The sequence below is a fragment of the Armatimonas sp. genome, from assembly GCF_043757465.1.
GTDB lineage: Bacteria > Armatimonadota > Armatimonadia > Armatimonadales > Armatimonadaceae > Armatimonas.
The window spans coordinates 23,699-35,318 of sequence record NZ_JAYVPL010000007.1; the positions used below are offsets into that span (position 1 = coordinate 23,699).

General features: G+C 56.6%; 8 protein-coding genes and 2 pseudogenes. 5 read left to right on the forward strand and 5 right to left on the reverse strand.

Going from position 1 to position 11,620, the window contains the following annotated elements:
- Positions 1-120 precede the first annotated feature (120 nt).
- Positions 121-1,046, reverse strand: a pseudogene (locus ACH2ED_RS00945) (IS5 family transposase).
- Between the two features lie 140 nt (positions 1,047-1,186).
- On the reverse strand, positions 1,187-2,392 hold the full coding sequence (locus tag ACH2ED_RS00950) for a restriction endonuclease subunit S (RefSeq protein WP_395088312.1): 1,206 nt from the start codon (positions 2,390-2,392) through the stop codon (positions 1,187-1,189).
- Between the two features lie 237 nt (positions 2,393-2,629).
- Here ACH2ED_RS00950 and ACH2ED_RS00955 point away from each other — a divergent pair, with 237 nt between their 5' ends.
- A complete protein-coding gene (locus tag ACH2ED_RS00955) occupies positions 2,630-3,481 on the forward strand; it encodes a hypothetical protein (RefSeq protein ID WP_395088314.1) in 852 nt (283 codons plus the stop codon).
- Between the two features lie 293 nt (positions 3,482-3,774).
- Here ACH2ED_RS00955 and ACH2ED_RS00960 read toward each other — a convergent pair whose 3' ends face one another.
- Positions 3,775-6,747 (reverse strand): type I restriction endonuclease subunit R, encoded by a 2,973-nt coding sequence (locus ACH2ED_RS00960; protein WP_395088316.1) that lies wholly within the window; start codon positions 6,745-6,747, stop codon positions 3,775-3,777.
- A gap of 47 nt (positions 6,748-6,794) precedes the next feature.
- Entirely contained in the window at positions 6,795-7,406 is a 612-nt protein-coding gene (locus ACH2ED_RS00965) for a Uma2 family endonuclease (protein WP_395088318.1), read from the reverse strand.
- 57 nt (positions 7,407-7,463) lie between these two features.
- On the opposite strand from ACH2ED_RS00965, the gene ACH2ED_RS00970 reads away from it, so the two are divergent.
- From ACH2ED_RS00970 to ACH2ED_RS00985, 4 genes are all read left to right on the forward strand, one after another.
- Complete coding sequence (locus ACH2ED_RS00970) at positions 7,464-7,976, forward strand: DUF2199 domain-containing protein (RefSeq protein WP_395088320.1); 513 nt, start codon at positions 7,464-7,466, stop codon at positions 7,974-7,976.
- A 90-nt stretch (positions 7,977-8,066) separates the two neighbouring features.
- Entirely contained in the window at positions 8,067-9,308 is a 1,242-nt protein-coding gene (locus tag ACH2ED_RS00975) for a mandelate racemase/muconate lactonizing enzyme family protein (RefSeq protein WP_395088322.1), read from the forward strand.
- Positions 9,309-9,322: 14 nt separating this feature from the next.
- Complete coding sequence (locus tag ACH2ED_RS00980; RefSeq protein WP_395088324.1) at positions 9,323-10,144, forward strand: RraA family protein; 822 nt, start codon at positions 9,323-9,325, stop codon at positions 10,142-10,144.
- Positions 10,137-11,480 carry an MFS transporter gene (locus ACH2ED_RS00985; RefSeq protein ID WP_395088325.1) on the forward strand — a complete coding sequence of 448 codons (1,344 nt, stop codon included), beginning with the start codon at positions 10,137-10,139 and terminating at the stop codon, positions 11,478-11,480. Before ACH2ED_RS00980 ends, ACH2ED_RS00985 begins: the two co-directional genes overlap by 8 nt.
- Here ACH2ED_RS00985 and ACH2ED_RS00990 read toward each other — a convergent pair.
- Positions 11,477-11,620, reverse strand: a pseudogene (locus ACH2ED_RS00990) (aldo/keto reductase family oxidoreductase); the annotation flags it as partial. The gene ACH2ED_RS00985 and the pseudogene ACH2ED_RS00990 overlap by 4 nt on opposite strands.

Sequence of the window (11,620 nt, forward strand, 5' to 3'; positions counted from 1 at the left end):
GGACAATGAGGTTCTGTTCAATTCGGAACGCAGTGCGTTCCCATTTTGGCGTTTTGTTGGTTCATGGTTGTGGTGTGGCTGTCGTGGTGGGAGAATTGCCTCCCCCGGCTCGCTTAGAACTTATCCGTAAATAAAATTAGTGCCATCGGGAAGCGTAATTTTCCGGAGCGCAATCACACAAGCCGCTAAATGATGCAGCGCCAACCAGTTCTTGGCCTTCTTCTCGTAGCGAATCGTCAACTTACGAAACAAGTTAAACCAACTGTGCGAGACCTCAACAACCCAACGACGAGCACGATAACCCTCAGCAACCGTGCCAGATTCCTTCTGAGCAGCCCAGGCAGCATCTTTCAATTTCCTCTCCTCACCGCGAGGCACCACATGAGGAATATAACCCGCACCACGCATCAAAGCCTCCGCTTCCTTGCCCATGTATCCACTGTCTGCACACAGATTCTCCACAATCCAACCACGACCCGGCACAAGAGTTTGGCAGACTACCTTGCCTTCAAGCACTGCCGCCAACTGCGTCACATCATTGCGGTTGGCAGCCGCTATCACTACACTCAGAGGCACGCCCCGTCCGTCGCAGAGGGTGTGACGGGCTGACCCATTTTTTTCCCCGATCCACCGGATTGGGACCCACCGCGTCCACACCCAAGGGGGATTCTACTTTACAGCCGTCAATGCTTTGCCATTGCCAGTCAATGCCTCTGCATTCCTCATACTCCAGTAGCCCTGCTCGGAACAATTCCAGGAAGAATCCTGCCTCTTGCCAGTCTTGGAAGTACTTATGCACGGCACTGCCACTTCCCATTTCTTTGGGTAGTGCTTTCCACTTCTTTGGGTAGTGCTTTCCACTGGATGCCGGTTCTGAGGACGAAAAAGATAGCTTGTAGGACTCGTTTAGGCTCCATAGGTTTTCGTCCTGCGCCCGGTTTTCGTTTGTATTGTTTGTTGGGGTCTCGTGTTGGTTTTGGGAGGAGTGGCTCAGCGACCTGCCAGAAAGCCTCTGATACTTGCCAGGATTGCAGTGCGCGTGACATTGATATTATTCTCCTAGCATTCATCATACCAAACTATTTAAGGATAGGTTCTTAGGCTCGCCGACCCCTCCGGCTCCGCGAAGGGGTTAGTATCCCCCTGTCCCCCTTCGCAGGGAGGAACGACCGAGAGCCGGAGGGGGTCACGGCGCTGTCGCCGTGGGGGGAGGTAAAACCTCGTCCAAAACCGGAAAAAGCTGCTGCATCAACCCTTTTTTATGAGTCTTCAGCGATTGAATTTTTTGCACTTGTGCGGTAATTTTTTCGTCAATGGAAAACAAACAATTGGCGATTTTTTCTTGTTCTTGATCTTTTTCGGGCATGGGAATGGGGATAGCATCAAGCATCGCTTTATTTAGCTTTGGCTGTGCCATTCCAGTTAGAAAATCCTCTAGGGACACGGAGTTCAGATAGTCCTCAACTAGCTTTTGAGTTGCGCTATTCTTAAATCTTAAGACATGAGCATGATTGTTTACCCATGTCTTTCCTGAGATTGAAAATGCAATGGGTGATGTTCTCGCAACTAAATTGGCACCATCTTCTGAAATACAAAGTAAATCTTCATCAAAAATAAAATTATTGACATAATCAACAATCCCGGATGCTCCATAGTACGGAATCTTCCCTCGAACTCTGTCGCCTCCGGTCACAGGAATTCTCCGGTTATCTAGGTTTTCAGCAAGCACCCCCAAAGGCTGAAAATCCCACTCCCCCGCCTCCCGAAACTCAGGAAAGCGCAGTTTTGGCACCGTCTCGCCCTCTGCCGGGAATAGCTGCTGCATCAACCCTTTTTTATGCGTCTTGAGCGCGTTGAGCTTTTGGGTTTGTGCGGTGATTAGTTCGTCGAGGGAAGAAAGACAATCGGCGATTTTTTGCTGTTCTTTTGTTGATTCAGGAACTGGGACTGGTACTGTTTTTAGTTTTCCCAATGTTAATTTTGGTGGAGCTGCACCTGTTACATAAGGTCCGAGATCAAGCATATTTATGTAATTTTCAAGGAGAGAATCATTAATTCCTTGTGTTTTAATAACATGAGCGTGATTGTTTACCCAGTATTTTCCTTCAACAATAAATGCTGTTTTCTCAAATCCGCCCCATTTAGCACCATCTTCACCAATCAGTAATAATCTCTCATTGAAGATGAAATCTTTCACGTAATCAACTATTCCGCTAGCCCCATAATAGCGATAAACCCCACGTTCTCTATCACTGCTAGAAATTGGTTTTCTTCGATTATTGAGAAAGTTACAAATGTCGTCCAAGGGCTTTACCTTCCACTTACTCGCCCCCTGGAACTCAGGAAAACGTAGTTTGGGCGTTACTCCCTGTTCTTCCACTTCCTCCACCATCGCCCCGTTCCCCTTACTCCTCATACGCACTCAGCCCCGAAATCTCCCGACCTTGCGCCCGCCTTCGCAGAAACGGCCCTAGCTCCTCCACCAGCGACGCACATCCAGACGAAACTCCCTGTGATTTTGCCGATAGGCTCTTCTTGCTCCACGCGTCCGATTGTACCAGACCGGCGGCGGCAGGATGACAGAGCGCCCTGCGTCGCTTGTGGAGGGGCGGTACAATAGGGGCTGTAAATGGCGACTCCGTTTGATGCGACCACCAAGGTTCTGGTGGACTTTGGGCCGGAAGACTGGCTTCGGTTTCTCGGTCTGCCTTTCACCCACTGCCAGGTGATAGACTCCGACCTGGCGACCGTCTCCACCGAAGCGGATCGGCTTATCGAGGTCGAAGCGGCGCGGCCCTACGTCGCACATATCGAATTCCAGAGTGGGCACGATGGCGCGGCGGTTCCCGAGCGGCTTCTGCGCTACAACGGAATCGCGGTGATGAAGACGCGTCGGGCGACTCTGAGCTACGTGATCTTGCTGCGCCCCGATGCCGATAGCCCGCGCCTGACGGGAGTGCTGGAGCTGATGCGCCCCGACAGCTCTGTCTACCTGCACTTTGAATACGGGGTGGTACGGCTCTGGCAGCTCGCGGCGCAGACGATTCTAGCCGGTGGGCTGGCGACCTTGCCTTTGGCGCTTCTGTCAAATCTGAGTGGGACGAGCGCCGAGGCAGTTGTTGAGCAAATGGAGGAGCGGGTTCGGGCAGAAGCATCGGAGCGGGAGAGCGAGGAGCTCTGGGCGAGCACCTATTTACTCTCGGGCTTGCGGTTTGATGCCGGTGAGTCCGAGGCGCTTTTGGGAAAGGTAGTGGCACAGATGAGAGAATCAAGTACCTATCAGAAAATTTTAGCGGACGGGGAAGCGAAAGGGCGCACAGAAGAAGCACGGGAGACACTTCTTCGGTTCGGTGTGCGCCGTCTGGGTGCTCCTGACAGTTCGATCCGTGGCATCTTGGACCGTGCCTCGCTGGGGCGGCTCCACGCCTGGATGGATCGGCTCATGGAAGTCGAGTCCTGGCAAGAACTTCTGGCGGAATAGGTTCTTGTGATGAGCCTTTTTCACGAATCGTCTGCCGCCGGTTAAAAACCGGCGTCTTCAGTGGCGCAAGCGCCGCAAAGCCCGTGCCGGGCTCCAAAACTCCCCAGCCCGGCACGGGCTTTGCGGCTGAGGAACGAAGCCACTCAAGACGCCTACTTTCAGTGGGCGGATTGGCGATTCATGAAAAAAACTCGTGATGATTGAGGCACCAAGTACCTAGCTGCCTGAACGATGGTCTATGCGGGGGCTGTAATTCTCTCAGCACTGCTGAGAGTTTTGCCGCCCCGTTCCTCTTACTCTTCATACGCACTCAGCCCCGAAATCTCCCGACCTTGCGCCAGTCTCCGCAGAAACGGCCCTAGCTCCTCCACCAGCGCCAGCTCCTTTTTCGTCCGGGCTTTCCACCCCAGCGCCAGCGGCACCAGAAGCTCCGTGAGCTGCTCGCCATCGAAGATCATCCGGCGCAGGATCATCTCCACAAACCCCTTCAGCGGCGCGAACTCCAGCCCATACGTTTCGGCGATCTGGGCCAGCTCTGTATCGTTGCGCTCCGCTTTGAACCGCTCGTAGCCCGCCCGAATCGCCTTCTCGTCCAGCGGCGTGCCCTGCTCCAGCGTTCGGATATAGGCCACGATCACCTCGCGCTCGTCCATAAACTTCGCATCCGCCTCGATCAGGCCGATAAGCTGCGCGGGCGAGAGTTCTACCGTATCCGCTGTCTGCTGCGAGAAGCGAGCGAGCAGGCCCATGATGTAGTCGTAGTCAATCACCGCCGACGCAAACAGCACGAACTCAAAATCCAGTTGTCCGGCAGTGTCGTCCTCGGGGGGCTTGTCCGCTTTCTCGGCCTTCTCTTGCTGTGCCTTCAGCCGCTGCGCCAAGTCCAAGTAGACGCCACGGAACGCCTGCAAGGTATCGGGAGGGAGTACCGCCGCGATAGTGGCCGCATTCTCCTCGGTCAGATCGGTGTACTGATCGAGCTGCGTCTTGAGGCGCTGAATCTCCTTGAACAGGTTGATAAACTGCGCTTTCGCCGCATCGCCCTTCAGGTTCGCCACCTGCTCCGGGGCAAACTCCAGCCCTTGGGAGAACAGATAGGCATCCAGCCGCTTGACTGCCAGGGTGAGGTTCGCGATCACCACGGGCGCTTTATCCACCAGCCAGATTTCCTTGGCGCGCGTTTTGTTCGCCCCGGAGAACAGCTCAATGGCGGCATCCACCGCGTCTTGTTGCTGGCGGAAGTCCAGGATATTGCCGTAGGGCTTCGTATCGTTGAGCACTCGGTTCGTGCGGGAGAGCGCCTGAATCAGCCCGTGGAACTTCAGGTTTTTATCCACGTAGAGCGTGTTCAGGTACTTCGAGTCAAAGCCCGTCAGTAGCATATCCACCACGATTGTCACATCAATTTTCTGCGTGTGGGGAAGGTCGGAGTTCGGGTACTGTTGGTCCTTGATACGCTTCTGCACGTCTTGATAGTACAGATCGAACTCATTGAGACTGTGGTTCGTGCCAAAGCGCGTGTTGTAGTCCGCGAGGATCGCCTTCAGTGCCGCTTTCTTCTTCTCCGGCTCGACCGCGTTATCCGCCTTCTCCTGCGGCAAGTCTTCCTGAATCTGCTGGACATCCCGGTTGCCCTCAGCGGGCGGCGAGAAGACGCAGGCGATATTCAGCGGCACAAAGTTCGGGTCGGCGGTCTGCTTCTGTGCTTGAAGGGTCTTAAAGAGCGCGTGGTACTCGATAGCATCGTTGATCGAAGCCGTTGCCAGGATCGCATTGAACTTACGCCCATTGGTCGCAGCATCGTGCTTTGCCAGAACCGTCTCCACCACCTTACGCTTCGCAATCCCCTCGCCGGGCTTGGGCTGGTTTGCGCCTTCGGGCTTGTAGTAGTCGATGTGAAACTTCAGGACATTCCGATCCTCGATAGCGTGGGTGATCGTGTAGGCATGGAGCTGCTGCTGAAAGATGTCCTCGGTGGTCTTGTAGAAGGCTTGCTGGCCCTGAACCTGGGTAGAGCGTGCGTTCTCCTCAAAGATCGGAGTCCCTGTAAAGCCGAAGAGCTGCGCTTTGGGGAAGAACTCCTTAATGGCCTTGTGGTTCTCCCCGAACTGCGAGCGGTGGCACTCATCGAAGATCAAGACCACCCGCGTATCACGGAGAGGCTCCAGGCGTGTTTTGTAGGTGTTCTTGTCATCCAGCGCCAGCCCCAGCTTCTGGATCGTCGTCACAATCACCTTATCGGCGGTATCGTCGGAGAGCAGCCGTCGTACCAGCGACTCGGTATTCGTGTTCTCCTCCACGCACCCCGCCTGGAACTTATTGAACTCCTCGCGTGTCTGCCGGTCCAGGTCTTTCCGATCCACCACAAAGAGGCACTTCTTAATCTCCGGGTTGTCTTTGAGGAGTGTGGATGCCTTAAACGACGTGAGTGTCTTGCCGCTACCCGTCGTGTGCCAGATATAGCCATTGCCGCTATTTTGCCCAATGCACTCCACAATCGCCTTGACGGCGTAGATTTGGTAGGGGCGCATCACCATCAGCTTCTGCTCACTGGCGACCAGCACCATGTACCGGCTGATCATCTCACTCAGAGTGCACTTGGAGAGAAACGCCTCCGCGAAGTCGTCCAGATGGGTGATCTTTGAATTGTCCTCGGCGGCGAACTGGTAGAGCGGGAGAAACTGCTCCTGAGCATTGAACCGAAAATGTCGGTCGTTGTTGTTGGCAAAGTACCAGGTATCCGTTTTGTTGCTGACAATAAACAGTTGCAGGAAGCACAACAAAGTGCGGGTGTAGCCGTTGCCCGGATCGCTCTTGTAGTCCACAATCTGCTGCATCGCACGGCGCGGGCTAATTTGCAGGTTCTTCAGCTCGATCTGCACTAGGGGAACACCGTTGATCAAGAGAAGCACATCGTAGCGGTGGTGGCTATTGGCCGTGTTCATGCGGAACTGATTGACCACCTCGAAGGTGTTTTTGCACCAATCCTTGATATTGACCAGAGTGTAGTTGAGGGGCGTGTCGTCATCGCGAACGAAGCTGTTGATCTCGCGTAGAGTGCGAGCAGCGGCAAAGACATCAGCCGTGACGAGCTGCTCCAGCAGACGAGTAAACTCGCTATCCGTCAGTCGGACACGGTTGAGCTCCTCAAAGTGCTTGCGGAAGTTGTTTTCCAGCGCGGCGCGGTCGTGAATGTCGTCGCGGTAGGTGTACTTCAGATCGCCCAGTTTTGCGATCAGCTCTTCTTCGATAGTTTGCTCTGTCATTATCAGCGATCAGTGAGTCCAGAAAGACGGGGTTTGCTCCAATGGTTTTACTGTGCTGGGAAGAGTTCTGCAAGGGGAATGTTTGCATGGGGAGCAGCAAGAAGGCTGGCGACTTCCGTTTCGTCGAGCACGGTGATGCTTGCCCAGCCGTCGGTTTGTGGCTCACGGTGGACATGAAGCTTACGGTTCTCAACATCCACGACCCAGTACTCCCGAATCCGGGCGGCGGCGTAGCGACGTGCTTTGGAGCCCAGGTCACGGCGAAGCGTGGAGTCGGCCACTTCGATGAGCAGAGCGATGTCTGCGGGACCGGGGTTCGTATCCAGAAAGTCTTCGTCGGGGCGAGTCAACACGACAAGATCAGGCTCCGGAGCGCTGGTCTCATTGTCTTCCGGAGCGACCTCGACGGGAGCCTCTGCCTGGAGATACTCCTCCGCAAAAAATGCCAAAAGTGCTTGGCGGACGCGGCGGAGGGTGATCGTGTGACGACGGTTCTTCATTTTTTCAGTCAAATCTCCCTCAAACAGCTCATAGCGCTCCGCATCCAGCAGGCCACTGGCTGTCAGGCGGCGGATTGCGGTGCGGGTCCAGAGAAGACGCTGGGTTCCCCGCTCGACCTGGAGAGGTAAGAAGGTGGGCTCCGCGGATAGTGCAGACATGGTCTATTTTATCCCACCTAAAGAGCCTCTGGGCGCAAGATTTGCTATACTGAGAGCATGAGCGATCACACGGGAATGCAGAAGTGTGCAGACTGTGGGCAGTGGCACCCGATGGAGCTACTGGAGCCGATCTTCCGCTGGCCCGACGAGGTGGCGCGGGTGCCTAAAACAGCGTGGAGCTACCGGGTCAAGGCCAATGAGGACCTCTGCGTTCTGGATGCCAAGCGCCACTTCGTCCGCTGCGTGCTGCCCTTCGTTGTCCATGACCGCGACCAGAACTTCGCCATTGGGTGCTGGGCGGAGGTAAGCAAGGCGGACTTTGCGAGTATTGTGAAGCTCTGGCGCGACGAAGACCAGGGCAGTGCGGCGCCGTTTGAAGCGATCCTCAGCAATGCGCTCCCCAACATGCTCGATATGCGCGGCCTACCCGCCCTGCTCCAGCTACGCAGCCTCAGCCTGCGCCCCACGCTCACCCTCACCGACACACTACATCCGCTCTTTGCCGACCAGCGCGATGGCATCCGTGGGCATCGTGTTTTCGTCCTTCAGGGGCAAGCCACTCCCCCATAACACGCTAACACACTCCCCCATAACACGCTAACTTAAGGGGCGTGAGGAGGAAAAGGCGGCGCGGCTGGCGGAATAGTTCGGAGAGAAATAATGAAATCACTGAAGATTACGGATCTGCGAGTCGCGGTTATCACCAAGGCACCGATGACCTGTCCTTTGATCCGTATAGACACCAATCAAGAGGGGCTGTATGGCCTGGGCGAGGTGCGCGACGGTGCGAGTAAAACCTACGCCCTGATGCTCAAGAGCCGCCTCCTGGGGGAGAACCCCCTGGACGTAGACCGCCTCTTTCGCAAGCTCAAGCAGTTTGGGCACCATGCCCGGCAGGCCGGTGGAGTCTGCGCGGTTGAGATGGCGCTCTGGGATATTGTGGGGAAGCACTACGGTGTCCCGGTCTACCAGCTACTCGGGGGCAAGTTCCGCGATAAAATCCGTGTCTATGCCGACACGGATCTCGACCCCGACCCGGCGGTGACCGCGCAGCGCCTGAAGCGGCGGATGGACCAGGGATTCACGTTCCTGAAGATGGATTTCATCCGGGGAAACCGAGCAAAGGGAACGCTTGAAACTCTCTACGGGAGCCCGCCCCTCCCGCCACACCTGACCCTGAAGGACGTGTCTAACACGCAGCACATGTTCACCGGAATGGAGATCAGCGACGCGGGAATCGCGCAGTGCGTGGAGTACATAACCGAGGTGCGGCGGCTGATCGGTTGGGAGATCCCCCTTGCGGCGGATCACTTCGGGCATGTCGGGGTGAACTCCTGCATCCGACTAGGCCGTGCACTGGAGCCGTTTCAGTTGGCGTGGCTGGAGGATCTCATTCCCTGGCAGTACACCGATCTCTGGAAACGCATCACCGACACGGTGCAGCTTCCGACCTGCACGGGCGAGGACATCTATCTCAAAGAGGGATTTATCGAGCTCTGCCGCCGTAGTGCCGTGGACATCATCCACCCGGATCTCGCGACCTCCGGGGGGATTCTGGAGACCAAGAAGATCGGGGATGCGGCGCAGGAGTTTGGGGTGCCGATGGCGATGCACTTTGCCGGAACGCCCGTTTCGTGTATGGCCAATGTCCACTGCGCGGCGGCAACGGAGAACTTTCTGGTGCTGGAGAACCACTCCGTAGACGTTCCCTGGTGGGACGATCTGGTGGAGGGCATCAGCAAGCCGATTGTCGAGAACGGATTTATCAAGGTGCCCGACGCGCCCGGGCTGGGCATCACGCTCAAAGACGAGGTCGCGATCCAGCACCTACTAGACGAGCGCTACTTTGAGCCGACGCCTGAGTGGGACGACGAGACCTCCGCGGACCGGCTCTGGAGCTAAGAGGAAAACAAGCAATGTGGCTGAATCGTTATGACGATATCGTGCACTTAACCCGACTGAACCCGTTCGAGCGGTTCCCGGATGGCCGTCCGCGCGTGCCAGATGATCTATTGCGGCGCATGAAAGCCGTCACGGTCGAGGAGGCCTGGGGCGTGCTAAAGGGCCACGGCTACAAGTACCAGTACGAGGGTAACTGGCTCAATATCCACCCAGATCGCGTGCTGGTTGGGCGGGCAGTCACGGCGGCGTACGTGCACACCCGCCCCGATCTGCACGCGGTGGTTCAGGAGTGGGGAACGGAGCAGGGGCGGATAGGGCTACACAACTCCTTTGTGATTGACACGCTGACCGAAGACGATGTGATCGTCGTGGATCTCTTTGGCAAGGTGAAAGAGGGAACGTTTGCAGGGGATAATCTGGGAACGGCAATCGCCAACCGCTCCAAGACCGGCATGGTGATCCATGGGGGCATCCGCGATCTGGCACGCCTTCAGGAGATTCCTGATATTGCCATTTTTGCACGGGGCGTAGACGCCTCTGGAATTGCCGATGTGACCCTGAACAGCATGAACGGAGCGATTCGGATCGGGGAGGCGACGGTTCTGCCGGGCGATGTCGTGCTGGGATCGTGCTCCGGAGTGGTCTTTATCCCGCCGCATTTAGTGCAGGAAGTGGTGGAGCGCTCGGAGAAGATTCGCTACGAGGACGAGTGGGGGCAGCAGCGCATTCGAGAGGGCAAGTACACCTCGGGCCAGGTAGATGGCAGCTGGACCGATGCGATGCGCACTGACTTCACCGCATGGTTTGAGAAGAGGAATAAAAACCATCATGTTTGACTCGAATTCGGAGGAGTCCAAGGCGCTGGAGCGCACGGTCGTCGCAAAGATGATGACACGCCTGATCCCCTTCCTGGCGATTCTCTATGTTTTCTGTCTACTGGACAGAGGCAATGTCAGTATTGCCGCCCTCACCATGCAGAAAGACCTTGCCTTCAGCGATAAAGTCTACGGGTTGGGAGCAGGCATTTTCTTTATCGGCTACTTTCTTTTCGAGGTGCCATCGAACCTGATTATGGAGCGTGTGGGGGCACGTAAGTGGATCGCGCGCATCATGGTGACCTGGGGGCTGATCTCCGCTAGCATGATGTTTGTCCACACTCCCGTCAGTTTCTACTCCCTGCGATTTCTCTTGGGGCTAGCGGAAGCCGGATTCTATCCGGGGGTCTTGCTGTATCTGACTTACTGGGTTCCCGCTGCGCTTCGGGCACGGGTGATCTCTCGTTTTCTCGCATTGACAGCGATCCTGGGGCTTTTCGGCGGGCCGCTGGGTGGCTTGCTGCTCAAACTCCACGGCTGGCATGGGCTGGCAGGCTGGCAGTGGCTTTTCTTGATCGAGGGGATTCCGTCCATTCTGCTGAGCCTGGCAGTTCTGCGCTTTCTGCCCGACACTCCCCAAAAAGCCCCCTGGCTGACCGAGCCGGAAAAACAGTGGCTCGCCAATCAGCTGGAGCACGATACCCAGACCCAGCACCGCGTTCCGCACCTAAGCTGGCGCAAAGCGCTCACCGATCCGCGCGTCCTTCACCTGTGCCTGATCTTCATCCTGACCGCGACTGCCGGGAACGCAATCGGATTTTTCGGGCCACAGCTTCTCAAGGCACGCAGTGGCGGTCTCTGGACGGATTCTTTTGTGGCAACCATCGGGGTGATCCCTGCGATTGTAGGAGCGATCTCTATGCTGCTGGCATCGCACCACTCCGACAGAACCGGCCGCCGCCGCCTGCATGTTGTTGTCGGGTACTCCATTGCCAGTCTGGGCTTTTTGCTCTGCGTCTTCATGCCCACGGCTTCGGGCGTAATTGTGGCGCTCTCGATAACGGCACTGGGTGAGCGGATCGCCGCGGGTTCGTACTGGGCGGTGACGACCAACCTGCTGGGCGCAGGGGCCGCAGCAGGCGGACTCGCCTTCATCAACTCCGTGGGAAACCTGGGAGGATTCATCGGCCCCTTCGTGATGGGCAACCTGAAAGCCCGTCACGGTGGCGCGTTCTGGCCCGGTCTCTACACCGCAGCGGGCCTGATGCTCGCGGCATCAATCCTGGCGTACCTCACCTTGAAACAGCCTCCGGCACCAGAAAAACAGCCTCCGGCACCAGAGCACAAAGACACTTAGGGGAGCGTGTTGCCAGCGGCCCGGTAGATCTCGTACCACTGCGGTCGTGTCAGTGCGACCCCTGAGGCAAGCGCCACCTGCTTGACACGCTCCGGGCTGGTGGTGCCAACAACAGGCTGTATCCGCGCGGGATGACGCAG

Coding starts and splice junctions, on each gene's coding strand:
- ACH2ED_RS00965 (WP_395088318.1), bottom strand. CDS start 7,406: ATGTCTGCACTATCCGCGGAGCCCACCTTCTTACCTCTCCAGGTCGAG.
- ACH2ED_RS00955 (WP_395088314.1), top strand. CDS start 2,630: ATGGCGACTCCGTTTGATGCGACCACCAAGGTTCTGGTGGACTTTGGG.
- ACH2ED_RS00975 (WP_395088322.1), top strand. CDS start 8,067: ATGAAATCACTGAAGATTACGGATCTGCGAGTCGCGGTTATCACCAAG.
- ACH2ED_RS00970 (WP_395088320.1), top strand. CDS start 7,464: ATGAGCGATCACACGGGAATGCAGAAGTGTGCAGACTGTGGGCAGTGG.
- ACH2ED_RS00985 (WP_395088325.1), top strand. CDS start 10,137: ATGTTTGACTCGAATTCGGAGGAGTCCAAGGCGCTGGAGCGCACGGTC.
- ACH2ED_RS00960 (WP_395088316.1), bottom strand. CDS start 6,747: ATGACAGAGCAAACTATCGAAGAAGAGCTGATCGCAAAACTGGGCGAT.
- ACH2ED_RS00950 (WP_395088312.1), bottom strand. CDS start 2,392: ATGGTGGAGGAAGTGGAAGAACAGGGAGTAACGCCCAAACTACGTTTT.
- ACH2ED_RS00980 (WP_395088324.1), top strand. CDS start 9,323: ATGTGGCTGAATCGTTATGACGATATCGTGCACTTAACCCGACTGAAC.